Origin of the sequence: Micromonospora sp. CPCC 205546 (assembly GCF_036902715.1) — a bacterium.
In the GTDB taxonomy this organism is placed as follows: domain Bacteria; phylum Actinomycetota; class Actinomycetes; order Mycobacteriales; family Micromonosporaceae; genus Micromonospora.
This window is the reverse complement of record NZ_JBAKHL010000004.1, coordinates 90,367-114,688: the sequence shown is the minus strand read 5'-3', so window position 1 is coordinate 114,688 and position 24,322 is coordinate 90,367. Positions and strand designations below refer to the sequence as shown.

At 72.7% G+C, this 24,322-nt stretch carries 24 protein-coding genes and 1 tRNA gene; 10 read left to right on the top strand and 15 right to left on the bottom strand.

From position 1 onward, the window contains the following. Nucleotides 1–129: 129 nt before the first annotated feature. The gene (locus V6U77_RS02560; RefSeq protein WP_089002723.1) at nt 130–393 is read right to left on the bottom strand and encodes a cell division protein CrgA; all 264 of its coding nucleotides are present in this window, start codon (nt 391–393) and stop codon (nt 130–132) included. A 227-nt stretch (nt 394–620) separates the two neighbouring features. Between V6U77_RS02560 and V6U77_RS02555 the strand changes: the two genes are divergently transcribed. From V6U77_RS02555 to V6U77_RS02540, 4 genes are all read left to right on the top strand, one after another. Then, nucleotides 621–1,427 carry a DUF881 domain-containing protein gene (locus V6U77_RS02555; protein ID WP_334604473.1) on the top strand — a complete coding sequence of 269 codons (807 nt, stop codon included), beginning with the start codon at nt 621–623 and terminating at the stop codon, nt 1,425–1,427. A gap of 1,280 nt (nt 1,428–2,707) precedes the next feature. After that, complete coding sequence (locus V6U77_RS02550; protein WP_442934356.1) at nt 2,708–3,697, top strand: class E sortase; 990 nt, start codon at nt 2,708–2,710, stop codon at nt 3,695–3,697. A gap of 2 nt (nt 3,698–3,699) precedes the next feature. Next, entirely contained in the window at nt 3,700–3,987 is a 288-nt protein-coding gene (locus tag V6U77_RS02545) for a hypothetical protein (RefSeq protein WP_334604472.1), read from the top strand. 7 nt (nt 3,988–3,994) lie between these two features. Continuing rightward, nucleotides 3,995–4,645 carry an aminodeoxychorismate/anthranilate synthase component II gene (locus tag V6U77_RS02540; protein WP_334604471.1) on the top strand — a complete coding sequence of 217 codons (651 nt, stop codon included), beginning with the start codon at nt 3,995–3,997 and terminating at the stop codon, nt 4,643–4,645. 14 nt (nt 4,646–4,659) lie between these two features. Here the strand turns inward: V6U77_RS02540 and V6U77_RS02535 are convergent, their stop codons facing one another. The 8 genes from V6U77_RS02535 to V6U77_RS02500 form a co-directional block, all read right to left on the bottom strand. Next, complete coding sequence (locus V6U77_RS02535; protein ID WP_334604470.1) at nt 4,660–5,283, bottom strand: SanA/YdcF family protein; 624 nt, start codon at nt 5,281–5,283, stop codon at nt 4,660–4,662. A 206-nt stretch (nt 5,284–5,489) separates the two neighbouring features. Further along, nucleotides 5,490–7,298, bottom strand: a complete 1,809-nt coding sequence (gene pknB / locus V6U77_RS02530) for a Stk1 family PASTA domain-containing Ser/Thr kinase (RefSeq protein WP_334604469.1) — start codon at nt 7,296–7,298, stop codon at nt 5,490–5,492. After that, nucleotides 7,295–8,713, bottom strand: a complete 1,419-nt coding sequence (locus V6U77_RS02525; RefSeq protein WP_334604468.1) for a serine/threonine-protein kinase — start codon at nt 8,711–8,713, stop codon at nt 7,295–7,297. The genes pknB and V6U77_RS02525 overlap by 4 nt, the downstream gene beginning before the upstream one ends. Nucleotide 8,714: 1 nt before the next feature. Continuing rightward, a complete protein-coding gene (locus tag V6U77_RS02520) occupies nt 8,715–10,220 on the bottom strand; it encodes a peptidoglycan D,D-transpeptidase FtsI family protein (RefSeq protein WP_334604467.1) in 1,506 nt (501 codons plus the stop codon). Further along, nucleotides 10,217–11,707 carry an FtsW/RodA/SpoVE family cell cycle protein gene (locus V6U77_RS02515; protein WP_442934355.1) on the bottom strand — a complete coding sequence of 497 codons (1,491 nt, stop codon included), beginning with the start codon at nt 11,705–11,707 and terminating at the stop codon, nt 10,217–10,219. Before V6U77_RS02515 ends, V6U77_RS02520 begins: the two co-directional genes overlap by 4 nt. A 25-nt stretch (nt 11,708–11,732) precedes the next feature. After that, nucleotides 11,733–13,163: a PP2C family protein-serine/threonine phosphatase gene (locus tag V6U77_RS02510; protein ID WP_334604466.1), complete on the bottom strand. Its 1,431-nt coding sequence runs from the start codon at nt 13,161–13,163 to the stop codon at nt 11,733–11,735. Continuing rightward, complete coding sequence (locus V6U77_RS02505) at nt 13,160–13,645, bottom strand: FHA domain-containing protein FhaB/FipA (RefSeq protein WP_091625166.1); 486 nt, start codon at nt 13,643–13,645, stop codon at nt 13,160–13,162. The genes V6U77_RS02510 and V6U77_RS02505 overlap by 4 nt, the downstream gene beginning before the upstream one ends. Nucleotides 13,646–13,651: 6 nt before the next feature. Beyond that, on the bottom strand, nt 13,652–14,440 hold the full coding sequence (locus V6U77_RS02500) for a DUF3662 and FHA domain-containing protein (protein ID WP_334604465.1): 789 nt from the start codon (nt 14,438–14,440) through the stop codon (nt 13,652–13,654). Between the two features lie 226 nt (nt 14,441–14,666). On the opposite strand from V6U77_RS02500, the gene V6U77_RS02495 reads away from it, so the two are divergent. The 3 genes from V6U77_RS02495 (at nt 14,667) to V6U77_RS02485 (ending at nt 16,737) form a co-directional block, all read left to right on the top strand. Beyond that, nucleotides 14,667–14,752 (top strand) — tRNA-Leu (locus V6U77_RS02495). A 66-nt stretch (nt 14,753–14,818) separates the two neighbouring features. After that, nucleotides 14,819–15,934, top strand: a complete 1,116-nt coding sequence (locus V6U77_RS02490; protein WP_334604464.1) for an NAD-dependent epimerase/dehydratase family protein — start codon at nt 14,819–14,821, stop codon at nt 15,932–15,934. Continuing rightward, nucleotides 15,931–16,737 (top strand): WecB/TagA/CpsF family glycosyltransferase, encoded by an 807-nt coding sequence (locus V6U77_RS02485; protein ID WP_334604463.1) that lies wholly within the window; start codon nt 15,931–15,933, stop codon nt 16,735–16,737. The genes V6U77_RS02490 and V6U77_RS02485 overlap by 4 nt, the downstream gene beginning before the upstream one ends. Before the next feature lie 72 nt (nt 16,738–16,809). Here the strand turns inward: V6U77_RS02485 and V6U77_RS02480 are convergent, their stop codons facing one another. Next, on the bottom strand, nt 16,810–18,675 hold the full coding sequence (locus V6U77_RS02480) for a S8 family peptidase (protein WP_334604462.1): 1,866 nt from the start codon (nt 18,673–18,675) through the stop codon (nt 16,810–16,812). Nucleotides 18,676–18,891: 216 nt separating this feature from the next. Between V6U77_RS02480 and V6U77_RS02475 the strand changes: the two genes are divergently transcribed. Further along, nucleotides 18,892–19,491 (top strand): hypothetical protein, encoded by a 600-nt coding sequence (locus tag V6U77_RS02475; protein WP_334604461.1) that lies wholly within the window; start codon nt 18,892–18,894, stop codon nt 19,489–19,491. On the opposite strand, the gene V6U77_RS02470 is transcribed toward V6U77_RS02475, so the two are convergent. The 3 genes from V6U77_RS02470 to V6U77_RS02460 form a co-directional block, all read right to left on the bottom strand. Then, entirely contained in the window at nt 19,459–19,866 is a 408-nt protein-coding gene (locus tag V6U77_RS02470; RefSeq protein ID WP_334604460.1) for a hypothetical protein, read from the bottom strand. The genes V6U77_RS02475 and V6U77_RS02470 overlap by 33 nt on opposite strands. Before the next feature lie 234 nt (nt 19,867–20,100). Next, on the bottom strand, nt 20,101–20,322 hold the full coding sequence (locus tag V6U77_RS02465) for a DUF397 domain-containing protein (RefSeq protein ID WP_334604459.1): 222 nt from the start codon (nt 20,320–20,322) through the stop codon (nt 20,101–20,103). Further along, the gene (locus V6U77_RS02460) at nt 20,292–21,173 is read right to left on the bottom strand and encodes a helix-turn-helix domain-containing protein (protein ID WP_334604731.1); all 882 of its coding nucleotides are present in this window, start codon (nt 21,171–21,173) and stop codon (nt 20,292–20,294) included. The genes V6U77_RS02465 and V6U77_RS02460 overlap by 31 nt, the downstream gene beginning before the upstream one ends. A 625-nt stretch (nt 21,174–21,798) precedes the next feature. Between V6U77_RS02460 and V6U77_RS02455 the strand changes: the two genes are divergently transcribed. Both V6U77_RS02455 and V6U77_RS02450 read left to right on the top strand, forming a co-directional pair. Continuing rightward, complete coding sequence (locus tag V6U77_RS02455; protein ID WP_334604458.1) at nt 21,799–22,086, top strand: hypothetical protein; 288 nt, start codon at nt 21,799–21,801, stop codon at nt 22,084–22,086. 99 nt (nt 22,087–22,185) lie between these two features. Continuing rightward, entirely contained in the window at nt 22,186–22,644 is a 459-nt protein-coding gene (locus tag V6U77_RS02450; RefSeq protein ID WP_334604457.1) for a hypothetical protein, read from the top strand. Between the two features lie 46 nt (nt 22,645–22,690). Here V6U77_RS02450 and V6U77_RS02445 read toward each other — a convergent pair whose 3' ends face one another. Together V6U77_RS02445 and V6U77_RS02440 are read right to left on the bottom strand one after the other, a co-directional pair. Then, nucleotides 22,691–23,374, bottom strand: coding sequence for a PASTA domain-containing protein (locus V6U77_RS02445; protein ID WP_334604456.1), 684 nt, complete (start codon nt 23,372–23,374; stop codon nt 22,691–22,693). Between the two features lie 177 nt (nt 23,375–23,551). After that, complete coding sequence (locus tag V6U77_RS02440; protein WP_334604455.1) at nt 23,552–24,226, bottom strand: PASTA domain-containing protein; 675 nt, start codon at nt 24,224–24,226, stop codon at nt 23,552–23,554. Nucleotides 24,227–24,322 lie beyond the last annotated feature (96 nt).

Here is a 24,322-nt window from a genome sequence, read left to right as displayed (position 1 = left end):
GTGACATGGATTGCCACGGCAGCGGGCCGTCCGTCGCGCCGCGCACCCGGGGCAACGCCGACGGCAGGGCCGGTCGTGCCAGGGCACCCCACCGCCCGGTCGGCGGCGGGGTGCGTCAGGTGGCCGCGCTCAGCGCCAGCGGGAGAGCAGGATCAGGGAGGCGACCATGGCGCCGAAGCCCACCGCGAGGTTCCAGTAGCCCCACGCCATGACCGGGTATTCCTGCTCGGAGAGGTAGTAGACCACCAGCCAGCCGATGCCGAAGACGATCAAGGCGACCGCCGAGACCGGCAGCCACACCGGGCTAGGCTTGCGCGTCGCCGCCGTCGCCGTCGGACGGACGTCCGTCGGCGGGGTGTACACCTTCTTCTTGCGGACCTGAGACTTGGGCACGGCGCTCTCCAGAGGGGTTACGACCTCGTCCGGCCTGACAACCGGGCGCGGGGGCGACGGTCCATGGCCAATAATGTTCGACAGCTAGCGTAGTCCCGAAGGCCCGCCCAATCCACGAATGGGGCGAGGCCGATGCACCCAGTGACCGAAAAAGGCGGGACTGTTCGGGTCGCCGCAGCGGCCCGCGCCTCTGCGGGCCGGACCAGACGACAGGGAAGGAACGCTCGGTGGAGTACACATCCGGCGCGGCCTCCTGGCAGAAGGTGCTCCGGCGGGCGGTCGCCGGGCTGCTGCCTCGGCGCCCACGGCAGCGACGACCGGGCTGGTCGATCGGAGTGCCGCTGATCGCCGCCGCGGCCGGGCTGCTCTTCACCACCACGGCCACCACCGCCGGCGGCACCGCCCTGCGCGAGGACCGCCGTCCCCAGCTCAACCAGTTGATCGAGGACCGACGCGCGGAGGTGGCGGCCAGCGAGCAGCGGGCGGCCAATCTGCGCGCCGAGGTCGAGGGCCGTACCAACGCCCTCGCCAGCTCCGACGGGCCGATCAGGGAACAGCAGGACCGGGCCGCCGCCAGCCGGGACGACGCCGGCTTCACCGCGCTCGCGGGGCCCGGGGTGACGGTGGAACTCGACGACGCGCCCCGGCGCAACGACGGCACGCTGCCCGCCGGGGCCACCAACGACGACCTGGTCGTACACCAGGGGGACGTGCAGGCGGTGGTGAACGCCCTCTGGGCGGGTGGCGCCGAGGCCATGTCCATCATGAACGTCCGCGTGCTGTCGACCAGCGCGGTACGCTGCGTGGGTAACACCCTGCTGCTGCACGGCCGGGTGTACTCCCCACCGTTCAAGATCGTAGCAATCGGCGACCCCGCTGCCCTGCAGCAGGCCCTCGCCGACTCTCAGGGAGTCCGGTTGTTCAGGGACCTGGTCGACGACTACAAGCTCGGCTACAAGGAGACCGTCTCCACGGTCACCGTGCCGGCGTTCGAGGACTCGACCACACTGCGCTCGGCGACGGTGCCCCGGTGAGTCGCCCACCCGACGACTGGTCCGAGGATCGCGACGACCGCCACCGCGACCAGGATGACGGACCCACCGCCTTCCTGCCCCGCGTCGACCGGCCCGCGCCCGCCCCGGCCCGCCCGGCCCCGGCCGGCGCCTGGCCGGAGCCCACGCTCCCGTCCCGCTCCCCGGCACCCCGCCCGTCGCACGGGCCCGACCCGGCCACGACCGAAGGTCGCGCGCCCGCCGGTCCCTCCGCCGGGTGGTCGCTCGCCGCGCCCGGCGTCGCCCGCCCCGCACCGGAGCCGGGCCGCCCCGCGAACCCCGGGCACTTCCCGCCGAGCGCCGACCAGGCCCGTTCCGTCACCGCCCCCGGACGGCCCACCGAACCCGGCCGTTCCGGCCCCGCCGACTTGGACCGGCGCCGCCCCGCCGACTCCGGCCCCGCCGGCCTCGGCCGCCCCGGCCCCGCCGACCTGGGCCGCCCCGGCCCCGCCAACTTCGCCCGACCCGACCCCGCCGACTCCGCCCAGCAGGGTCCCGCCGGCCTCGGTCGGCACGGCTCCGCCGAGCTCGGGTGGTCCCACCCCACCGACCACGACCGGCGCGGCCCCGCCGACCTCGGTCGCCGGGAGTTCAGGGATCTCGGCCGCCCGGGGCCCGCCGACCTCGACCAGCGTGGGTCCGGCCATGATCAGTCTCGGTCCGGCCGTGACCAGCGCGAGTCCGCCCGTGACCAGCGCGAGTCCGGTCCTGACCAGGGCGGGTTCGGCCATGACCGGCGCGGGCTCGACCTCGACTGGCGGGGGTCCGGCGATCGCGACCGCCAGGCGCCTTCGGGTTTCGACCGGCCCGGCCACCGCGATCGCCTCGGACCCGACGACTTCGACCGCCCCGGACCGACCGCGTTCGACCGGCCCGGGCGCACGGACTCCGCCCGGCCCGGGTCCGCCGACTCCGACCGGCGTGGAGCCGGCGACTCCCGTCGACCCGGTCCCACGGGGTTCGACCGCCCGGATTCCGCTGACTTCCGTCGCCCCGGCCCGGCCCGGTCCGGCCCGCCCGTCGGCCCCGACGCCGGTGCGCCGTGGTCCGGTGCCGGCCCGATCCGGCCGGCCGCTCCGTCGCACGGCACCGCACGACACGACGGCCCACCGCACGACGCTCGCCGTCGGCCGGACACCGCCGCAGCGGCCGGAGCCGCTGGACCAGGCGGCGGGCAGCACCCCGTCCGCCCGCCGGTCGACCGAGCCGCCGCCCGGGAAGCCCGGCCGACCGGCGACGCACCGACCGCCTTCATCCCCAAGGTGGGCGCGTCGGCCAGCGGCCCGTCGACCCCGGTGTCCCCGGCCGGCCCCGGCCACGGCGGCGACGCGGGGGCCACCGCCCTGATCCCGGCCGTCCCGGGGCGTACGCCGACCGGCCCGACCGCCGCCCTCGTCGAGTCGACCGCCCTGATGGGCGCGGTGCCTCGTCCCCCGAAGACGGACGAGCCGGACAGCGCCGACGCCCCCACCGAGCAGCCTCGGCCACGCCGGGGCGAGCGCGTGGTCCAACTCCGACCGGAGCAGACCGGCGAGGGTTACAAGAGCGTCTACTCGGAGCTCACGCGGCCGTCGCTGGGCTCCCGGCTGCGTACCGGCATCCGGATCAGCGGCGAACTGCTGATCACCTTCGGCCTGGTGGTGCTGCTCTTCGCCGGCTACGAGGTCTGGGGCAAGTCGGCGATCGTCGACGCCCACCAGAACGACCTCAGCCAGCAGTTGGCGCAGGCATGGGGTCCCGAGGGCGACCCGACGGTGGCCCCTTCGGCGAGCGCCTCCACCAAGCCGAAGCCGCCCGTGCAGGGCAAGCCCATCGCCGGGCTCCACATCCCCAAGCTCGACAAGAACTGGGTCGTCGTCGAGGGCGTCACCCAGAAGGACATCCGGTACGCGCCGGGCCACTACCCGTCCAGCGCCCTGCCGGGCCAGGTCGGCAACTTCTCCGTCGCCGGGCACCGCAACCGCGCCACCTTCTGGCGGCTCGACGAGCTGAACGACGGCGATGCCATCGTGGTGGAGGGCAAGACCGACTGGCACGTCTACAAGGTGACGCAGAGCCGGATCGTCAAGCCCACCCAGGTCGAGGTCGTGGCGCCCGTGCCGGGCAAGCCAGGGCAGAAGCCGACCAGGTCGATGCTCACCCTGACCACCTGCAACCCGAAGTTCGACAACTACCAACGCCTGATCATCCACGCCGAGCTGGCGCGCAGCCAGCCGAAGTCGGCGGGGCGCCCGGCGGAACTGGGGGCCTGACGGTGTACGGCTGGATCTGGCGCAAGCTCCCCTTCGGGCTGCCCGGCAAGCTCGTCGGCAGCCTGCTGATCACCAGCGCCATGGTGGCCCTGCTCTGGTACGTGGTCTTCCCGTGGGCCGAGCCGCTGCTGCCCTTCGACGACGTGCAGGTCACGCAGGACTCCGGCGACCCCGGTGGCGACTCGGTGCCGGGCGGCGGGGAGGGCGACGACGCCCCGGCCGGCGGCGATCACGACCTGCCGTACGACACCGACCAGAACAACACCCCGCCTTCCTCTCCGGACGAGTGAGCCCCTGATGCGTGTCCTGGTGATCGACAACTACGACTCGTTCGTCTTCAACCTCGTGCAGTACCTGGGCCAGCTCGGCGTGGACTGCGACGTCCGGCGCAACGACGAAATCGAGGTCGCGGAGGTGGGCAGGGTCGGGGCGGCCGGCGTCCTGCTCTCACCCGGCCCCGGCAGCCCCGACCGCGCCGGCGTCTGCCTCGACGTCGTCCGCGCGTACGCCGGCGAGTTGCCGATCTTCGGCGTCTGCCTGGGGCACCAGGCCATCGGCGAGGCGTTCGGCGCCACCGTGGCCCGCGCCCCCGAGCTGCTGCACGGCAAGACCTCCGAGGTCCGCCACCGCGGTGCCGGGGTGCTCGCCGGCCTGCCGGACCCGTTCACCGCCACCCGCTACCACTCGCTCGCCGTACTGCCCGAGACGCTGCCCGAGGAGCTGGAGGTCACGGGCTGGACGGGTTCCGGCGTGGTGATGGCGATGCGGCACCGTACGCTGCCCATCGAGGGCGTCCAGTTCCACCCGGAGTCCGTGCTGACCGAGGGCGGTCACCTGATGCTGGCGAACTGGCTCGCCGCCTGCGGCCACCCCGAGGCGCTGGAGCGGGCCCCGGCGCTGGCCGCCGAGGTGGACGCGCGCCGCCGCGCCGCCTTCGCCACCGCCTGACCCTGCCGCTCACCTCACGGTCGGTTCTTCAGTGCGTCCTCGACGGCGGGGTCTGCGGGTGAGCTGACTGCGGGCGGCCGGCCCCGGACCGCGTCCCACGCCGCCTTGCCGCTGGCGAAGTAGTCCCGGACGGCCTTGCCGACGAGCAGGGCGCTCCCGCAGCCGGGACAGCGGGCGGCCACTCCGTCGACGTCGAGGCCGAGGTGGCGGCACAGCGTCACCGCGCGGGACAGGTGGTAGGACTGGGTCACGATCAGGGCGCGCTCGACGCCGTACACGTCGCGTGCCCGGGCGCAGGTGTCGTAGGTGTCCAGGCCGAACGGGTCCGCCACCACTCGGCGCGCATCGACGCCGAGCCGCCCGGTCAGGTGGGCGGTCATCGCCGTCGTCTCGTCACCGGACGTCCCACCCCCGTCGCCCGACACGAGGACGACCCGGGCCCGGCCGCTCTTCACCAGCGCGGCGGCGGTCTCCAGGCGGCCGGTGAGCCGGTCACCCGGTTGTCGGCCGTCCGCCGCCACCGCCGTGCCCAGGACGATCACCACGTCGGCGGCCGGCGCGTCGGCCTCGCCGTACAGGTGGCCCCGCGCGGCGATCGTCGTCCAGAGCCAGGGCAGGCTGGCGAGAACCAGCGCCATCAGCCCCAGCACCGCCGCGCGGATCAGGCGTCGCCGCCACCGGTTCGCCCGTTCCGCTGCGTGCGTCGCCGGCCGTGCGTCGTCGCCGACGGCCGGAGGACGCCCGGCGGCATCCTCAGGGCGCCGTCCGGCGGCAACAGAAGGACCCTGACCGGCGGCATCCGCAGGGCGCCGCCCACCCAGGGTCCCCCGCGCTCACGGGCGGGTCAGCGCTCGGGCAGCCGGATCGGCGGGGTGGTCGGCAGCGGGAAGCCCCCGCCGCCGCCGTCACCGGGCTTGGTCGGCGTGGTGCTGGGCGTCGGGCTCGCCGAGTCGGTGGGCGTCGGCTCGGCCTGCGGCACCGTGACCACGATCGTCACGGTCTTGCCCCTCTCAAGGGGGCTGCCCGCCCGCGGGGTCTGCGAGGTGACCTGGCCGGCCTCGTCCGGTGGCACCTCGCTGCCCTGCTTGACCACGACGTCGTACCCCGCCTCGTCCAACTCTTCCTTGGCGTCGTCCGCGCTGGAGCCGACCACGTTCGGCACCTGACCGACGTTGCCCCGGGAGACGGTGACCACGACCTGGGTGCCCTCGGGCACCCGCGAACCCTGCGCGGGTGAAACCTTCAGAACGAGGCCCGCCTGCTTCGAGCTGCTCTCCAGCTCCTTCTTGACCCTGAAGCCCTCACTCTTCAGCCGCTCATCCACGTTCTCGAAGGTCGCCCCTTCTAGGCCGATCGGGATGACCTTCGTGGCCGGGCCGCCGCAGACCTGGATCACGACCTCGCGGTTCGGCTCCAGCGGGGAGTTGGCGGGCGGGGCCTGGTTGACCACCTCACCCTTCTTGCAGGTGGCGTTGAAGACCTGGTCGCCCTCCTTGGGCACCAGGTTGGCCTGCTCGATCCGGGCGAACGCCTCCTGCTGGGTCAGGCCGGTCACCGTGGGGACCGTGACCCTGTCGTCGCCGTCGCGCTGGCTCAGCAGGGCGGCGGCGAGGGCGATCACCGCGAGGACGCCCACCGCGGCGAACGTGGCGATCAGCCAGGAGGACGCCTTGCGCCGGCGCGGGTCGCCGACCCGGGCCGGCATCTGCCGGGTCTGCGGCGCGCCGGGTGTGCCCGCGTAGCCGGCGGCGGCCGGGGCGAGCTGCGCCGTCTCCTCCTGCGGCAGCACGGGAGTCGCCATCACCGGGCGGCCGGCGGCCGCCCGGAGCAGGTCGGCCCGCATCTCGCCGGCGCTCTGGTAGCGGTTGAGGGGGTTCTTCGACAGCGCCTTCAGCACGATCGCGTCGACCGCGGGGTTGACGTCCGGGTTGATGTCGCTCGGGGTCGGGGGCGTCTCGCGTACGTGCTGGTAGGCCACGCTGACCGGGCTGTCGCCGACGAACGGTGGGTGCCCGCAGACCAGTTCGAAGAGCACGCAACCGGCGGCGTAGACGTCGGAGCGGGCGTCGACCGCCTCGCCGCGCGCCTGCTCGGGCGAGAGGTACTGCGCCGTACCGATGACCGCGCTGGTCTGGGTCATGGTGGTGGCGCCGCTGGCCAGCGCCCGCGCGATGCCGAAGTCCATCACCTTGACCTGACCGGTCTGGGTGAGCATCACGTTGCCGGGCTTGATGTCGCGGTGGATGATGCCGTGCCGGTGGCTGAACTCCAGGGCCGCGCACATGTCGGCGCAGATCTCCAGCGCCCGGCGCGGCTGGAGCCGCCCCTCGACGCCGAGCACCTCCTTGAGGGTCCGCCCGTTGACGAACTCCATCACGATGAACGGCAGGGTCTCGCCGGTGGGCGCGGTCTCTTCGCCGGTGTCGTAGACGGCGACGATCGCGGGGTGGTTGAGGGACGCGGCGTTCTGCGCCTCGCGGCGGAACCGCATCTGGAAGGTGGCGTCCCGGGCGAGGTCGGTGCGGAGCATCTTGATCGCGACGTCCCGACCGAGCCGGAGATCGCGACCGCGGTGCACCTCGGCCATACCGCCGTAGCCGAGCAGCTCGCCGACCTGGTACCTGCCACCGAGCAGGCGGGCCTGCGCTGTCATCGCGTCTGTCGTCCTTCGCTCGTCGTCTCGTCGCTGCCCGATCGGGGCAGTTCCTGTCGACGGTACGACGTCCCGGCCGGATCGTCGCGTCCGTCGGGCCACAGCGCGCCGGACGTCACCGCCGGCGGAGTGACCGCGCTCGAGTTCGTGCCTCCCACCCGCACGTTGTAGGAAATCACGCCGGAGCAGACGAGGACCAGTACGGCCACGAGGATGGCGAGGAACACCATCCCGGACCGGGACCGCTGGCCGCCCGGCTGGTGCGCCGGCGGGACGGCGTGTCCCGCGTACGGCATCGGTCGGGCCTGCGGCACGGGCGCCGCGCCACGCGGGTAGCCGTTCGGCGCCATCTGCGGGTGGTGGACCGACGCGGCGGGGGCGACCGAGGTGGGTCGGGGCGGCGCGCTGGCCGGGCGGGGGGTCGCCATGGGCGGCCGGTGGGCCGTCATGGGCGGACGTTGCGGCTGCGCGGCGACGTTCGGCGGCCGGTGGGGCGACACCGGCGGGCGCGGCGGCGGCACCTGGGCGCGGCCGGGCGGGGCGGCCGGCGACGCCGGAGCGGCGGAGATGGGCTGACCGGCGGCCCGGGCCTGCTGGGAGAGCTGGGCCTTGAGCTGACGGGCCACCCCCGCCAGCGTGGCGGCGCTGGGCCAGCGTGCCGCCGGGTCCTTCGCCAGGGCCCGCTCGACAACCGCCCGGACCTGCGGCGGAATGTCGGCGGGCAGCGGCCGGGGGGCCTCGCGGACGTGCCGCATGGCGATCTCGAGGGGGTTGTCGCCCTCGAACGGACGGCGGCCGGCGAGGCACTGGTAGGCCACCACGCCGAGCGCGTAGACGTCGGACGCGGGCGTGGCGACCCCGCCGGTGGCCTGCTCCGGGGAGATGTACGAGGCGGTGCCGAGCACCGAGCCGGCCGCCGTGAGCTGGGCGACCAGCTCCGAGCGGGCGATGCCGAAGTCGGTGAGCACCAGGGTGCCGTTGGGGCGGACCAGCAGGTTGCCGGGCTTCACGTCCCGGTGCACGATGCCCTTCACGTGCGCGGCGTGCAGCGCGTCGGCGGCCTGGGCGACGAGCGCCATGGTGCGCGCCGGGGTGAGCCGGCCGACCCGGGCGAGGGTGGCCGACAGCGCGTCACCCTCGACGTACTCCATGACCAGGAAGGCGATCTGCTGGTCGTTGCCGAAGTCGTAGACGTCGACCACGCCGGGGTGGTTGATCGTGGCCATGGTGCGGGCCTCGCCGCGGAAGCGCTCGGCGAAGTCGGGGTCGTCGAGCAGCGCGGGGAGCAGGCTCTTGACGGCGACCGTACGGCCGAGCACCTGGTCGGTGCCGCGCCAGACGTCGCCCATGCCGCCGCTGGCGATCCGCTCGTCCAGGCGGTAACGGTTGCCGAGCTGCACCCCGGGGCTGAGCATGTCAGCGGCCCCCAGGGTCGGCGATGGCGGCGCGCATGACCTGCCCGGCGATCCGGGCCGCCTCGGCGCTGCCACCGGGGCCGGCCTGCTCCAGCACCACACAGACCGCGGAGACCGGCGTGCCGTTCTTGTCCAGGGCGAAGCCGATGAACCAGCCGTGGTCGGGCCGGTCCGGCGCGGACTGGGCGGTGCCGGTCTTGCCGCCGACCTTGTAGCCGTTGATCTGCGCGTTGCCGCCCGTGCCGTTCTTGACGACGCTGACCATCATGTCCCGCAGGTCGCTGGCGACCTGACCGCTGACCGGCTGCCGCAGCTCCTTGGGCTTCGCCGTGTAGTAGCTGGTCGTGCGGTCCGGGGCGAGTAGCTGGCGGACCAGGTACGGCCGCATCTGGCTGCCGCCGTTGGCGACGGACGCGGCGATCATGGCCCCCTGGAGCGGGGTCATCCGCACGTTGTTCTGCCCGATCGAGGACTGCGCCAACGCGGCCGGGTCGGTGCTGCCGTCCGGGTTCTGCATGTCCCCGGTGCGGCTCGCCGCCACCGGGTGGCCGGCCTCGTTGAGGTGGCCGACGGTGAGGTCCTCCTGCTCGAAGCCGAACTGCCGGGCCTTTTCCTTGATCTTGTCCGCGCCGAGCCGTACGCCCATCTGCGCGAAGCCCGTGTTGCACGACTCGGTCACCGCGTTCATCAGGGTGACCTCGTCCTCGGGGCAGATCGACGGCGCCGCGTTGCGGATCGAGGAGCCCGAGGTGGGCGGCGTGTAGCTGGACCCGGCCGGGATGTTCGTGTTCTGACCGACGCCGTTCTCGAGCGCCGCGGCGGCCACCACGATCTTGAAGGTGGAGCCCGGGGGCAGCACCTCGCCGAGGGCCCGGTTCTTCAGCGGGCCCGCCGGGTCCTGCTCCAGCTTGTTGTACGCGGCCGTGGCCTCGTTGGTGCTGTGGCTGACCAGCGGGTTCGGGTCGAAGCTGGGCATCGACACCAGCGCCTGCACCGCCCCGGTACGCGGGTCGACGGCGATCACCGCACCCTTGGCGGCGTCGACCCGGTTGTTGCGCAGCTGCTCGTACGCGACGTCCTGGGCCCGCTTCGAGACCGTGAGCAGCACGTTGCCGCCGCCGCTCTGGTCACCGGTGAACATGTCCTTGACCCGGTTGGCGATGAGCTGGTCGCTCGTGCCGGCGAGGAAGTCGTTCTCGAACTTCTCGATGCCGGTCTCGGCGAGGTTGACCGGCTTGTAGCCGAGCACGTGGGCGTACTTCGCCCCGCCGGGGTAGGCGCGCTGGAACTTCAGCTCGCCGTCGGTCTCCTTGCTGAGCGCGAAGGCGGTGCCGCCGGCCTCGATGTTGCCGCGCTTGCGGTCGTACTCGGCGACCTGGACCCGACCGTTGTAGTCGCTGGTGCGGTACTCGTCGGCCTTGTAGGCCTGGATCCAGTTCAGGTTCGCGAAGAGCAGACCGAAGAGAACCATGACGACGATGCCGACGCGGCGCAGGGGTGCGTTCACGGCCTGATCACCTCCGTGGGGGCACCGTGCAGCTGCTCCGGCGGACCGCCGGACGGTCGGGCCGCCTTGCCGCCACCACCGGTGACGGGCCGGCGGGCACCGTCGGAGATCCGGAGCAGGACCGCGATGAGCAGCCAGTTGGCCATCAGCGAGGAACCGCCGGCGGAGAGGAACGGGGTGGTCTGGCCGGTCAGCGGGATGAGCTTGCTGATCCCGCCGACGATCACGAAGACCTGGAGCCCGAGGGTGAAGGCGAGCCCGCCGGCCAGCAGCTTGCCGAACGAGTCCCGCACCGCCAGCGCGGCCCGCAGTCCCCGCTCGACGATCAGCAGGTAGACCACGAGCAGCGCGGACAGGCCGAAGAGACCGATCTCCTCGCCGATGCCCGCGAAGATGAAGTCGTTCTGCACCTCGGGCAGCAGGCCCGGCTGGCCACCGCCGGGGCCCGCGCCGAACATGCCGCCCGTGCCGAGCGCGAGCAACCCCTGCACGAGCTGGTAGCCGTCGTTGTACGGGTCGGCGAACGGGTCCAGCCAGATCTGCGCGCGCAGGTAGAAGTTGGCGAACGGCCCACCGACCAGATCACCGAGGACGTACGCCAGGTAGACGCCGCCGAAGAAGAGCACCAGACCGATGAGCAGCCAACTGACCCGTTCGGTGGCGATGTAGAGCGTCACCACGAACATGCCGAAGTAGAGCAGCGAGGTGCCGAGGTCCTTCTCGAAGACGAGGACCAGGACGCTGATCAGCCAGACCACGACCACCGGGCCGAGGTCGCGCCCGCGGGGGAAGTCGATGCCGAGGAAGCGGCGGCTCGCCAGCGACAGCACCTCGCGCTTGCGCACCAGGTAGTAGGCGAAGAAGACCAGCAGGGCGAGCTTGGCGAACTCGCCGGGCTGGATCGAGAAACCCCCGACCCGGATCCACAGCTTGGCGCCGTTGATCTCGGAGAAGCGGCTGGGCAGCACCGCCGGGATCATGACCAGCACGATCCCGGCCAGCCCCAGCGTGTACGCGTAGCGGGACACCGAGCGGTGGTCGCGCATGAGGGCGAGCAGGCCGGCGGCGAGGACGACCGAGGCGAGCGTCCAGGCGAGCTGCCGGCCGCCCGTGCCGGCGAAGATGGCCAGGTCCTCCCGCTCGGCGGGTGCCGCGCTGCCCAGGTCGAGGCGGCGCAGGAAGCCCACCCCGATCCCGTTGAGCAGGGCGACCGCCGGCAGCAGGGCCGGATCGGCGAAGGGCGCCAGGAACCGGATCACCAGGTGCAGGCCGAGGAACACGGCGGTGAGCGCGGCGGCCGGCATCCAGAAGTCGGCCGTGACCGTGTCGAGCACCTTCGCCTCGACCATCGCCCCGTACGCGGCCACCAGCACCATGGCCACCAGCAGCAGCGACAGCTCGGCGTTGCGCCGGGACCGGGCCAGGCGTACGCCGGGCTGCTCGCCCGTGGTGGCGGGCGAGGGTGCCGGAATGGCCGCTGCGGTCACGAAACGTCCTCGGATCGAGTCGCGCCTACTCCGGCGACCGGCACGCGGCGGGGTCGAGCGCCGGCGAGTCGGTGTCGGAGGGCGGGGCGTCGGGCGTGGTGGTCGGCGCGGGCGGTGTGCTCGGTCGTCCGCTGACCGGCGCGCTCGCGCTGACGGTCGGAGCGGGCGACACCGGGCCGGTGGTCGGCGTCGGGACGGTGGTGACGGCCGCGGCGCTCGGGCTCGGCGGGCAGATGGGCTTGAGGTTCGGGTTCAGCGGGTCGTCGCTGGTGAGCTCGGCCAGTCGACGCTCGGCGTCGGGCTGGCTCTTGGCCGGGATGCCCTGCTTGACCTGCTCCTGGGCGGCCAGCGTCAGGTCCTCCAGCTCCGCCGGGCTGGTGGAGTGCACCGTCGACAGGTCCATGCCGGCGATCTCGCCCCGGATGCCCTTGAACACCGCGACCTGGCCGGTCTCGGTCGCGCCGACGTAGTACTGCCGCTGGGTGTAGCTCCAGCCGCCGAAGACCGCGGCACCGACGAGGACCAGCAACGCCAACGAGATGGCCGCGGACCGCACCGGCCGGCGCCTCGGGCGCTCCGGCTCGTCGTCGGCGCTGGCCGAGGGCTCCTCGGGCGCCGGCGGGCGGGGCGCGGAGAGGGCGGACGCGCGGGCGGCCGGCGTCGAGACGTCGGCGGAGGTCGCCATGCCCCGGTCCCGGGCTGCGGCGCCGCCGACGATCGGGCTCGCCTCGACGATGTCCTGGTCGGTGGCGTCCGCGATGATCACGGTGATGTTGTCGGGACCGCCGCCGCGCAGGGCGAGCTGCACCAGCCGCTCGACACACTGCTGCGGATCGGCGTACTCGCGCATCGTCTCGCCGATGGTCTCGGCACTGACCACGCCCGAGAGGCCGTCGCTGCAGATCAGGTAGCGGTCACCGGGAAGCACCTGCCGGACGCTGTATTCCGGATCGATGTCGCGGCCGTCGAGCGCCCTCGTGAGCAGCGACCGCTGCGGGTGGCTGCTCGCCTCCTCGGCGCTGATCCGGCCCTCGTCGACGAGCATCTGGACGTAGGTGTCGTCCTTGGTGATCTGCGCGAACTCGCCGTTGCGCAGGAGGTAGGCCCGCGAGTCACCGATGTGGACCATGCCCAGCTTGCTGCCGGAGAAGAGGGTCGCGGTGAGCGTGGTGCCCATCCCCTCGAGCTGGGGGTTGGCGTCCACGGTGTCGCGGAGCTGTTGGTTGGCGGTGCCCACGGCCGAACGCAGCGCGTCGACGAGGGCGTCACCCGGGACGTCCTCGTCGAGCGGCGCCATGGCACCGATGACGATGTTGCTGGCGACGTCACCGGCGGCCATGCCGCCCATGCCGTCGGCGACGGCGAGAAGCCGCGGCCCGGCGTAGACGGAATCCTGGTTACCGTCTCGGATCAGACCGCGGTCGCTGTGGGCCGCATAGCGCAGGGTCAGAGTCATGGCCGTAATTCGAGAGAAGTGCGGCCGATCCGGATCGGCACGCCGAGGGGGACGGGGGTTGGTCCGGTGACCTTAGCGCGATCCAGGTAGGTGCCGTTAGTCGAGCCGAGGTCCTCGACGAACCACTGGCCGTCGCGCGGCACCAGACGGGCGTGGCGTGCCGACGCGTAGTCGTCGGTGATGACGAGGGTGGAATCCTCGGCGCGGCCGATGGTGATCTGCGCTTCGCCGAGGGTGATCCGGGTCCCCGCCAGTTGACCGGCGGTCACCACGAGCTGGTGCGCCGCCCTGCCCCGCTTGGCCTTCGCCGGCTTCGCCGCCTGCCCGAGCGACGCGCCGACGGCTCGGGGGGCGGCCACGAGCCGGCTGGACCGGGCGCCCGCGAAGAGGTCCCGGCGGATCACGCCGACCACCGTGAACACGAAGATCCACAGCAGGATGAGGAACCCGAACCGGGCGACGGTGATGACGAGTTCCGGCAAGGCGGGTCAGCCGTCCACGCGGAAGGTCAGCGTCGTGGTGCCGAGCTGGACCATGTCTCCGGGGTTGAGCGCGACGGCGGAGACCCGCTGGCCGTTGACCATGGTGCCGTTGGTCGACCCGAGGTCGGTCAGCACGACCTGGCCACCGTCGAAGTCCAGCCGGGCGTGTCGCCGCGAGATCCCGACGTCGGGCAGGCGCAGGTTGGCCTGGTCGCCGCGGCCGATCACCGTCGAACCCATCTGGAGGGGGTAGGTCCGCCCGTCGCCGGAGACCAGCCGCACGTTGCGGCCGCCGCCGTGGCCGGGCGGCGGGCCGTAGCCACCGCCCTGGTCGTACGCGGGGTAGGCGGGTGGGCCCGCGTCGTAGCCGGGCGCCGAGACCGGGGCGACCTCGCCGCCGGTGTAGACCTCGGCGGTGACCCGGAACATCCCGGTGTCCAGCCCCTCGCCGCGTTCGATCTCGACGATCACGTCGCCGTAGACCGTCCAGGCCTGCTCGCCGATGAACTCCGCCTGCGACTGGGCCAGCTCCTGGGCCAGCGCGGCGGCGTACGGCGCCAGACGACTGTGGTCGTAGGGCGAGAGATCGATCACGTAGCGGTTGGGCACCAACGTGCGCCCACCGGCCAGGATCGCCTTGTGCGCCTCGGCCTCCCGCTGCATGGCGTTGAGGATCTCCACGGGGTGGACCACCCCTTTGAAGACCTTGGCGAAGGCCCCTTCGACCAGGCCTTCCAGACGCTTCTCGAAGCGTTGCAGCACGCTCACCGGCTCCTCCTCGGGTCCCGAGGACATGATGGTATCCGGCCGGCGCGCGCGCAGCTCACACGCCGCTCGGCCGGCTGACGGCGGCCCGTTCGGACGGGCCGATACTGCCGTGCTACTCTTTCGTCCGCCACGAACGGTAACCGCTCCTCGGACGGTAACCAGTCGTCGCAACGATCACGGACCGGGTAGGATCGCCGGGGCCCGCTGGAGACAGCAGGACCGGCACAGACTACAGTGTTCGAGGTCAAGCCACGGGGAAGTGGCGGAATGGCAGACGCGCACGGTTCAGGTCCGTGTGCCCGAAAGGGCGTGGGGGTTCAACTCCCCCCTTCCCCACCAATACGCGAGGGCTCCGCAGCGATGCGGGGCCCTCGCGCTGTATCGGGACATGCCGTACGTCACGCTATGCTCCGATGGTTTGTGCCTCCGATGGACCAGGAGTGTCGTGTGAGTGTCGCGTTCGTGACCGGATCGGGCGGTCTGATCGGCTCCGAGGCGGTCCGGCACTTCGCCGGCCTCGGTCTCGAGGTCGTCGGCATCGACAACGACATGCGGCAGGAGTTCTTCGGCGAGGAGGCCTCCACCGCCTGGAACGTCCGGCGGCTGACGGACGAGCTGGGGTCCGCGTACTCGCACCACAGCATCGACATCCGGGACCGGGCCGCGCTGGCCAAGCTGTTCGCGCGGTACGGCACCGACGTCGCCGTGGTGATCCACACCGCCGCCCAGCCGTCGCACGACTGGGCGGTGCGTGACCCGTTCACCGACTTCGACGTCAACGCCGCGGGCACGCTCAACGTGCTGCAGAACGTGCGCGAGCACTGCATCGAGGCGCCGCTCATCCACTGCTCCACCAACAAGGTCTACGGCGACCGGCCGAACAGCCTGCCGCTGGTCGAGCTGGAGTCCCGCTGGGAGATCGAGCCGGGGCACCCGTACGAGCAGGGCATCCGTGAGGACATGTCCATCGACGCGTGCCTGCACTCGATCTTCGGCGCCTCCAAGGTCGCGGCCGACGTCATGGTGCAGGAGTACGGCCGTTACTTCGGCATGCGCACGGCCTGCTTCCGGGGTGGGACGCTGACCGGTCCGGCGCACTCCGCGACGGAGCTGCACGGTTTCCTCGGCTACGTCATGCGGGCCAACATGGAGCGCCGGACCTACAAGATCTTCGGTTACCAGGGCAAGCAGGTCCGCGACGCCATCCACAGCTCGGACGTGGTCGCCGCGTTCGAGGCGTTCTTCCGCAACCCGCGCTCGGCGGCGGTCTACAACCTCGGCGGCGGGCGGCACTCCAACACCTCCAACCGCGAGGCGTTCGCGCTGGCCGAGCAGATCACCGGCCAGGAGATGATCACCGAGTACGTCGAGGCCAACCGGATCGGCGACCACAAGTGGTGGATCGGCTCGAACGAGGCCTTCCAGGCCGACTACCCCGAGTGGAAGCAGGTCTACGACGTGCCCATGATCATGCGGGAGATCCACGAGGCGAACGTGGACAAGTGGGTGCCGGGAGCATGATCGCGAAGGGCAAGCGGAACGTCCTCGGCGTCCTGGTCGACGCCACCGACTACGCCGCGGCGACCGAGCAGGTGGTGGCCGCCGCGCAGGAACGCCGTCCGCTGGCGCTGACCGCGCTCGCCGTGCACGGCGTCATGACCGGGGTGCTCGACCCCGCGCACAACGCCCGGCTGAACTCCTTCGACGTGGTCACCCCCGACGGGCAGCCGGTGCGCTGGGCGCTCAACCTGCTGCACGGGGTGGGGCTCACCGACCGGGTCTACGGCCCGACCCTGACCCTGCACGTGCTCGCCCGCTTCGCCGACGAGGGGCTTCCGGTCTACCTCTACGGGTCGACCGAGGAGACGCTGGCCCGGCTGATCCCGGCGCTGGAGCGGATGTTCCCGGCCCTGAAGATCGCCGGCGTGGAGCCGTCGAAGTTCCGCGCGGTGCAGCCGGGCGAGGACGCCGAGATCGCCGACCGGATCAGGTCCAGCGGGGCGCGGCTCGTGCTGGTCGGGCTGGGCTGCCCGCGCCAGGAGGTCTTCACGTACGCCATGCGACCGCTGCTGGACATGCCGCTGATGGCGGTCGGGGCGGCCTTCGACTACCACGCCGGGCTGCTGCGCCAGCCCCCGCCGTGGATGCAGCGGGCCGGCCTGGAGTGGTTCTGGCGCCTCGGCCTGGAGCCGAAGCGGCTCTGGCGGCGCTACGTGATCCTCAACCCGGCCTACCTGACCCGGCTCGCCGGTCAGAAGACGGGGCTGTGGAAGGCGCAGCCGCCGGCCCCGGCCACGGATCGGCCGGCGACCTTCGCCGTCTGATTCCCGACAGACGACAGGAAGGGTCCCTTCCCCGCACGAGGCGGTGGGAAGGGACCCTTCCTCGTCAGTTCGTCAGAGGGTGAGGGTCCAGGTGTTCACGTACCCGGTGTCGCCCGAGTAGACGTCGCGCACCCGCAGCTGCCAGGTGCCGTTCGCCGCCTCGCTCGACAGGTTCGCCGTGTAGGTGGTGTTGATGTTGTCCGCGCCGTCGAAGAAGCTGCTGTTCTTCAGCCGGTACGCCGAGCCGTCCGGGGCGACCAGGTCGATGACGACGTCACCGCGGTAGGTGTGCACGATGTTCACCGCGACGGTGGAGGCCGACGAGGCGTTGCGGGCGCAGCCGGTGATCGCGATCGTGCTGCTCACCGCGACGTTCGTGTCCGGGATCGCCACGTCGGTGCCGTTGGTGCCGGAGCAGCTGCCGCCACCGGTACCGGTGACCGTCAGCGAGTAGGTCGCGGTCCTGCTGCCCGATGCCGCGGTGCCCGTCACGGTGACGGAGTAGGTGCCGGGCGGCGTGCTCGCCGAGGTGCTGACGGTCAGCGTCGAGGAACCGCCCGAGGTGACGGTCGCCGGGCTGAACGAGGCGGTCGCCCCGGACGGCAGCCCGCTGGCCGACAGGCTCACCGACTGGGCGGAGCCGTTGGTCGTGGCGGTGGCGACCGTGGCGGTCACCGAGCCGCCCGGCGCGGTCGAGCCGGACGTCGGCGAGACCGAGACGGAGAAGTCGTTGGTCGGCGGCGGGGTGTCGCCGTTGACGACGTAGAGCAGCTTGTTCGGCGAGCCGGTGCCCGGGTTGGTCACCACGTTGCTGGTGGCGTTGTTCACCAGGTAGTCGCGGACCTGCTGCGGCGTCCAGGCCGGGTTGGCGCTGGCCACCAGCGCCGCGGCGCCGACCACGTGCGGCGTCGCCATCGAGGTGCCGCTGATGGTGTTGGTCGAGGTGTCGTTGGTGTGCCACGCCGAGGTGATCGACGAGCCGGGCGCGAAGATGTCCACGCAGGTGCCGATGTTGGAGAACGACGACCGGGCGTCGGTGTTGGTCGTCGAGCCGACGGTGATGCCCTCGGCGGTCCGGGCGGGCGAGGTGTTGCAGGCGTTGGCGCCGGAGTCGTTGCCGGCCGCCAGGCCGTAGCTCACGCCGGAGTTGATCGAGTTGCGCACGGCGGTGTCGAGCGAGGCGTTCGCGCCGCCGCCGAGGCTCATGTTGGCCACGGCGGGCTTGACCGCGTTGGCGGTCACCCAGTCGACGCCGCCGATGACGCCGGCGTTCGTGCCGCTGCCCTGGCAGTTCAGCACCCGTACGCCGACCAGCCGGACGCCCTTGGCGACCCCGTACGCCGAACCGCCGACGGTGCCGGCGACGTGCGTGCCGTGCCCGTTGCAGTCGTCGGCCGAGCCGCCGTCGACAGCGTCGTAGCCGGAGACGGCCCGGCCGCCGAAGTCGCTGTGGCTGAACCGGATGCCGGTGTCGATGATGTAGGCGTGCACGTTGCTCGCCGTGTTCGGGTACGTGTAGGAGCTGTTCAACGGCAGGGCGCGCTGGTCGATGCGGTCCAGTCCCCAGGAGGGCGGATTGGTCTGGGTGCCGGCGATGGAGACCGTGTGGTTCTGCTCGACGTACGCCACGGCGGGGTCCGCCGCGATGCGGGCGGCGGCCCTGGCGTCGACCCGGACCTCGAAGCCGCGCAGGGCGGCGCCGTAGGTGCGGGCGACCGCGCCGCCGTGCCGGTTGACCAGCCGCTGCGCGGTGTCGCCGACGCCGCTACGGGCGACCGAGCTGTCCTTGAAGACGACGATGTAGCTGTCGGCCACGGCGGTGGCACCGCCCGCGGCGCGGATCGTGCCCACCGGTTCGGCGGCCATGGCGGGCGTGGCGGTCGCCACCATGGCCAGCGCGGCCACCCCGACGAGTACGGACCTGCGTGGAAGACCCATCTTCTACTCCCTCCGACCGGCACCGACGTCCAACTGTTCGTGACGAGTGAATCGATGAATGCCGATCAAGCTGAGGGTAGGGGGGCGCAAACGGAAATTCAAACATGTCGACTTCCCCATACCATCGGGAGGATGGCCCCTAGGGGAGGCGGTTACGGGACGAACCGGGGGGCGCCCCGGATTCGCGATCATCGAAAACGGGCAAGGCTGAGCATCATGGAGAGCCACCTCACCGTCCTGCTGCCGCTGACCGCCCTCTGGCTCGTCGCCGGCTGGCTCGCGGACGGGCTGCCCCGGCTGGACCACGCCCGGGCGCTGCGTCGGCGTACGGGATGGGTGCTCGTCCTGACGCTCACCGGCCTCGGGTCGACGGCCACCGTGCTGGTCGCGGGGCTCTCCAGCCCCGGCGCGACCCAGGCGGACCGGGCCGCCGCCGGCCTCGCCCTCGCCGCCGCACCCGCGCTCGTGGTCGCGGCCTGCACGCTCCGTCGGGTACGCCGGCTGCGCGCGGGCGCCCGTGCCCTCTCCTCGGCGCCGGGAACCCCGGCGCCGCACGGCCTTCGGGCCTCCGCCGCGCACCCCTTGATCGGGCTTCCGGTGCAGCTCACCGGCCTGGCGATCCTGCCCGCGGTGGCCGCGGCGAGCGTTCCGGACCTGCTGTTCGGGCCGGGCGTGACCGGCCCGGCGATCACCGTGGCCGTGCTCGGCGTCGCCGCCATCGGCGTGCGCCACGCCCTGCGCCACAACCGGCTCGTCGAACGGGCCGTGCCGGCGCGGCCCGCGTCACCGCGGGCGGCCGGGGCCCTGCACGTATAGCAGTTCCAGGATCGCCCGGGTCGCCTCGAACCAGCGGTCGAGCCAGCCGGGCGGCGGGACGCTGCCCTTCGGCGGCAACTCCATCAGCAGCCCGCGCAGCAGCGGATGGTCGACCAGCGACTCGGCCGGCTCCACCGCCCAGCCACCGGGCGGGAACGACGGCTCGGTCAGCGGGTTGGGATCCAGCGAGGGCAGGGAGAGCGGCGGGCCGGCCTGCTCCGGCGGGGTGGCGGGGGTCTCCCGGCCACCGATCTCGGTGTCGGTCGACACCACCTCGGTGAGGACGGTGTCCCGGCGTGCACCCCGGTACTTGCCCCCGAACCGTTCCGGCTTGCCCGGCCCGTTGGTGAGGTTGTCTGACCCGATCGTCGTCATCCGTCTCGCCTGCCTCGTTCGGTTGCCGATCCGTGCGGCGGGTCGGCGACCAGCGCCGTACCCAGGGGTACAACGACACGGGACCCCATGTGGCGACGCCGACGACGGGACGTCTTCCGCGACCGCCCGGCCCGCCGGCGGGGCATCCTCGGCGACCGGCCCGGACGCCGGCACGACGATGCCCCCGCCCGGCCTCGACGCCGGACGGGGGCATCCCGTCACATCACGGTCCCGTCAGCTCCTGCCGAACACACCGCCCCTGGTGCCGGCGACGAAGGCGTGCCAGTCACCCGGGGCGAACACCAGGGCCGGGCCCGCCTTGTCCTTCGAGTCCCGCACGCCGACCGCCCCCGTCACGTACGCCACCTCCACGCAGTTGTCGCAGTTCGGCCCGCTCTTCGAGCTCTTGAACCACGTCGCCTGCGTCAGGTCCACGGGGAACCCATTGGTCGCCATTTCCACAGCGGCTCCTCTGCCAGTTTCGCGATGTGTGCGATGGACTCCTCCGGACGCATGGCCGCCGCTCGGACGTGATCGAAGATGAAGCTGTACTTCTGCAGTTCGTCACTCTTCTCGAGGAAGAGCCCACCCGTGGCATTCTCCGCGTACACGACATCCGGATCACCGGGCTCAGGGAAGCTGAGGATCGTGAAGGTGCCGTCCATGCCGGCGTGCGCCCCCACCGCGAACGGCAGGATCTGGAGCGTCACGTTCGGCAGTTCCGCCACCTCGACCAGGCGTTTGAGCTGGTCACGCATTACCTCGTCCCCGCCCACCGGACGGCTTACCACCGCCTCATCGAGCACCACCCACAGATCGACCGGATCATCCTGCGTCAACAACGACTGACGGCCCAGACGGACACGCACCCGTTGCTGCACCTGCTCCGGCGTGAAGTCGGGCCGGGCGGCCCGGATCATCGCGCCCGCGTACTCCTCGGTCTCCAGCAGCCCGGGCACCACCTGCTGCTCGTACGCCCGGATCGAGCTGGCCGCGGCCTCCAGCCCCACGTAAGCGCCGACCAGCACCGTGCTGTAGGGGTGCCACCAGCCCTTCTGCCGCGCCTCGCGGGCGATCTGCACCAGCTCGTCGCTCTCGGCGCCCACCACCCCGTAGATCCGCAGCATGTCCCGCACGTCGCGCGGGGTGGCCGTGGTGTGGCCGGTCTCGATCCGCGAGACCTTCGACGCCGAGCACTCCAACTGCTCGGCGACCGCCTCTATGGTGATCCTGGCCGCTTCCCGCTGTCGACGCAGCTCGGCGCCGAGACGACGACGTCGGATGGTGGGACTTCGTCGTTCGCTCACGAAGCCACCGGCCCCGCTGGTCGGGACCATCGGCTGTCGGGCCTCACCGGTCCACCTCCGCATCGCCGTGCGCCACTCTCGTCACCCGCCAGGGGCGCGACCGTCGTGCGGCGGGCGTCGTTCGCGGCGTGGGGTGGTGCCGGTCATCGGCCGGCCGCGACGGGCGAAACCGTTTCCCAGTGTGCCGGGCGGACGTGAACGGCTTCAAGCGCTGGTTTGCGCGAGCCGCTCACGTATCGGCAAAAGTCGACGTGCAACTTGCATGTGGCACCTCGCTGATGCACTCTGTCCGTATGGCACGGGTTACTCACCGTCTCCGTCCGCTTCCTCGCCGTGGTGATCCCACCGGCTGCGGGACGCGCGACGGTGGGACTGCCCGACTGTCGACAACCAGACCTGCCTCGGGTTGATGACCTCGCCGCTGCACGCCAGTTGGCTGCGGCGGCGGGAGCGGTACCCGGAGCAGCCGGGTGTTGGTCGGGTGACGGTTCGCCACCAGCGGACACGGCCCGACCACCACCGCCCGCCACACCGGTCCACGAGGCACGACCCCGCCACGGGCCATCGACGTCCCCCGACCCGCACCGCCGGCCCGTCCGCCGGCCGACCCTTCCCAGGAGCCCATGTGCTTCCCCGCTCCGGTGACGTACTGCACGTGACTCGCGCGGCGAGTGTCCAGTTCCTCAGACCCATCATGTTCCGGGTCATCCGGGTGCTCGACTGGCCGACCTACGACGGCTGGATCTGGCTCGAAGGCTACGAGTTGAACGCATCGGGGGAAGCGGTCAGCCGGCGGTCGATCTTCGTCCAGCGGGAGGGGCTGCGCCACCTGCGGTCGGCTCCCGAGCCGCGCCCGCACACCGTGCGCGCACCCCGCCGGCCCGTCGTCCGCACCCCGGTCCGGGTGGGCTGACCTGCGCGATCGGCCGCCGAGGGGCGTGCCGTCGCCATAGGATGAGGTACGCCCACCCCGGCACGTTCCACCCCGCGCGTCCAGGACCCCGAACCTGGGATGGCCATGGTCAATCAGCCCGCCGCGCGGCGGCACCACCGCTCCCGTATCGCCTACGCCTTCGGACTCCTGGCGCTGATCGGCGCCGCCACCATGCTGGTGGTCGTGGTCCGTGATCCCGCCCTCTCGTCCACCACCCGGCTGACCACGCCGGTCCCCGCACCGGAGATCACGGTGGTGGACGAGGACCCGATGGACGGCTACGACGGGCCGGACGCCCTCGACCCCCCGTACGCGCTGGGCGGGCCGGACGAACCGGACGCGCTCGGCGCCGCGGACGAGCCCGCACCCGCCGTCGCCGGGACCGACGCTCCGGCCGACCTGGCCGGCGGCGCGGCGCAGGCCGCCCGCCCCGCACCGGACGACGTCCGCCGTTCCCTCTTCTGGTCCGGCATCTTCGGCCTGGCCATCTCGCTGGCCGGGCTCGGCATGGTCGGGACGAGAAGACGCATGTGGTGACGCGGCCGCTCGTGGTGACGCGGCCCGCAGCGGTGCGGTCAGCGGCTCACCGGGTGGCGGTCGGTTCGACCGACGGCGTGACCCCACCGGTCGGCGAGGTGGCGGTGCGGGCCACCACCAGGGTGACCTCCTCGTCCTCCGGCACCAGTTCCCCCGCCTCCGGTTCGCTGCGCAGGACCGTGCCGGCGGGGCGGTCGGACGTCTCGTACTCCACCTGGTAGCCCAGTCCGACGTCGTCCAGGATGCCCTGCGCGGTCTCCAGCGGCAGGTTCACCACCGGTGGCATCGGCAGCCGGGCCGGTTCCGACGCCGTGGGGGACGCCGAGGGCGACGCACTGGTGGGGGCGGCTGAGGTCGGTGCAGCGGTGGTGGGTGACGCGCGCGTCACCGACGGCGACGGCTCGGGCCCGCTCGGGTCGTCGTCGTCCGCCGGTTGGAGGGCCAGCCACAGCCCGACGCCGAGCAGGCCGGCCAGCAACAGTGCGATTACGCCCCACAGGATCGGTAGCCACCAGCGCCGCGGGCCCTGGTCCTCGGCGTACCACTCGGCCTCCGGCTGGTCGGCCGGCCCGGCGGGGCGCACCTCCGCCCGCCCGGACCAGGGCGCCGGCCCGGACCGCTCCGGCGGCAAGGCGGCCGTACGGTCGGGCGGGGCATCGCCCTGCGGAGGCAGCGGACGGGTCCGGTCGTCGTGTTCCCCGGCGGGCGGTTCCTGGCGGTCGTCGCTCATGCCGGCACTCCACTCGGCTGCGTGCCGACCTGAGGCACCACCACCGCACCGCGCCGATGATTCGCTCGCTGACGCATGGCACGTCCTCTCCCGGCCCGGGCGGGCGTCGCGGGCCCCTGACCGCCAACCTAGCGGTCCCGGGGCCCATCGGCCGGGATCAGCGTGCCGGACGCTCCGTCACGGCGTCGGCGAGGCCGACCCGCCGTCCTCCGGCGCGTCGCCGCACCAGATCGACACCTGGTCGTTCCAGCGGCCCGTGCCGTCGCCGGCCGGATCCTGGCGGCTGACCGCGCCGGTCCTGCCCGTGCGGTACTGCGGATAGAAGCCCTCGTCGACGAGCTCGTCGGCCGCGTCGTCGCAGTCCTCGCCCACCACGTCCGGCACGGTGGTGGCCGGCGCCGGGCCGCTCACGTAGAGCGTCACGGTGCGCCCGGGCTGCACCTCGGTCCCGACCTGCGGAGAGGTGCGCTCCACCGTCGTCCCCGTGCCACGGCCGAAGACGAGCCGCCAACCCAGCCGCTTCTCGCGCAGCTCGTCGCGGGCGTCCGTGAAGTCCTCGCCGACGACCGCCGGGACCGTCAGCCCGGCCGGGCGGCTGGGCGTGGTCGTCCGGGGAGCCGCTGCCGGCGCGGACCGGGTCGGGGTCGGCCGGGCCGCGCCCGGGGCAGCGGTGAGGGACGCGTCCTCCGCCGCCGCCGTCGGTGGGGTCCGTGGTTCGTCCCCGCCGGCCAGGATCCAGCCGCCGGTCGCGCCGACGGCCGCCAGCAGCACGACGGCCAGCCCACCCCTGAGCAGCAGCGTCGACCGGTTCGGCCCGGCGTCGTCGCGCACGCCCGTGTCCCCGTCCGTCATTCAGCCCACCCCGCCTCGATCACCAGCGACCGTACCCGCTCCCGCCGACGCCGACGTCGTCGCGGACGCCTCGGCGGACCGCCACGACTCGCCGCG

Coding starts and splice junctions, on each gene's coding strand:
- V6U77_RS02540 (WP_334604471.1), top strand. CDS start 3,995: ATGCGTGTCCTGGTGATCGACAACTACGACTCGTTCGTCTTCAACCTC.
- V6U77_RS02535 (WP_334604470.1), bottom strand. CDS start 5,283: ATGGCGCTGGTTCTCGCCAGCCTGCCCTGGCTCTGGACGACGATCGCC.
- pknB (WP_334604469.1), bottom strand. CDS start 7,298: ATGACAGCGCAGGCCCGCCTGCTCGGTGGCAGGTACCAGGTCGGCGAG.
- V6U77_RS02525 (WP_334604468.1), bottom strand. CDS start 8,713: ATGCTCAGCCCCGGGGTGCAGCTCGGCAACCGTTACCGCCTGGACGAG.
- V6U77_RS02510 (WP_334604466.1), bottom strand. CDS start 13,163: ATGACTCTGACCCTGCGCTATGCGGCCCACAGCGACCGCGGTCTGATC.
- V6U77_RS02500 (WP_334604465.1), bottom strand. CDS start 14,440: ATGTCCTCGGGACCCGAGGAGGAGCCGGTGAGCGTGCTGCAACGCTTC.
- V6U77_RS02490 (WP_334604464.1), top strand. CDS start 14,819: ATGCTCCGATGGTTTGTGCCTCCGATGGACCAGGAGTGTCGTGTGAGT.
- V6U77_RS02485 (WP_334604463.1), top strand. CDS start 15,931: ATGATCGCGAAGGGCAAGCGGAACGTCCTCGGCGTCCTGGTCGACGCC.
- V6U77_RS02480 (WP_334604462.1), bottom strand. CDS start 18,675: ATGGGTCTTCCACGCAGGTCCGTACTCGTCGGGGTGGCCGCGCTGGCC.
- V6U77_RS02475 (WP_334604461.1), top strand. CDS start 18,892: ATGGAGAGCCACCTCACCGTCCTGCTGCCGCTGACCGCCCTCTGGCTC.
- V6U77_RS02470 (WP_334604460.1), bottom strand. CDS start 19,866: ATGACGACGATCGGGTCAGACAACCTCACCAACGGGCCGGGCAAGCCG.
- V6U77_RS02465 (WP_334604459.1), bottom strand. CDS start 20,322: ATGGCGACCAATGGGTTCCCCGTGGACCTGACGCAGGCGACGTGGTTC.
- V6U77_RS02450 (WP_334604457.1), top strand. CDS start 22,186: ATGGCCATGGTCAATCAGCCCGCCGCGCGGCGGCACCACCGCTCCCGT.
- V6U77_RS02445 (WP_334604456.1), bottom strand. CDS start 23,374: ATGAGCGACGACCGCCAGGAACCGCCCGCCGGGGAACACGACGACCGG.
- V6U77_RS02440 (WP_334604455.1), bottom strand. CDS start 24,226: ATGACGGACGGGGACACGGGCGTGCGCGACGACGCCGGGCCGAACCGG.